Origin of the sequence: Frankia sp. Mgl5, assembly GCF_023242985.1 — a bacterium.
Lineage (GTDB): Bacteria > Actinomycetota > Actinomycetes > Frankiales > Frankiaceae > Parafrankia > Parafrankia soli.
The window spans coordinates 1-493 of sequence record NZ_JALKFY010000450.1 but is presented as its reverse complement, the minus strand read 5'-3'; the positions used below and the strand labels follow the sequence as shown (position 1 = coordinate 493).

The following is a 493-nucleotide window of genomic DNA, read 5'->3' as shown; positions in this document are numbered from 1 at the left end:
GCACCGCCCCGGGCCACGGCGGGATCACGGCGTTCTTCGTCGACATGGACACCCCCGGCATCACCGTCCGCCCGCTGCGCACCATGCACGGCATCGACGAGTTCGCCGAGGTGTTCTTCGACGACGTCGTCGTCCCCGGCGACCGCATGCTCGGAAAGCCCGGCGACGGCTGGCAGCTCGCGATGGACCTTTTGCCACACGAGCGCTCCACCTGCTTCTGGCACCGGATCGCGTTCCTCTACGAGCGGCTCGAGCGCCTGCTGGACGAGACGACCAGCAGGGACAGCACGGACGACGCGGATCTGGGTGCGGCCTACCTGGCGCTGCACACCATCCGCTGCCGCTCGCACGCCACCCAGCGCCGCCTCGGCGAGGGCGGGCGGATCGGGCCGGAGACGTCGATCGACAAGGTGCTCCTCGCCACCGCCGAGCAACGCCTGTACGACACCGCCCGCGACCTGCTCCCCGGCACCATGGAACTCACCGACACCCG

At 70.6% G+C, this 493-nt stretch carries 1 pseudogene; it reads left to right on the top strand.

What is annotated here, in order from left to right:
* Positions 1 to 493: pseudogene (locus MXD62_RS10090) on the top strand (acyl-CoA dehydrogenase); the annotation flags it as partial.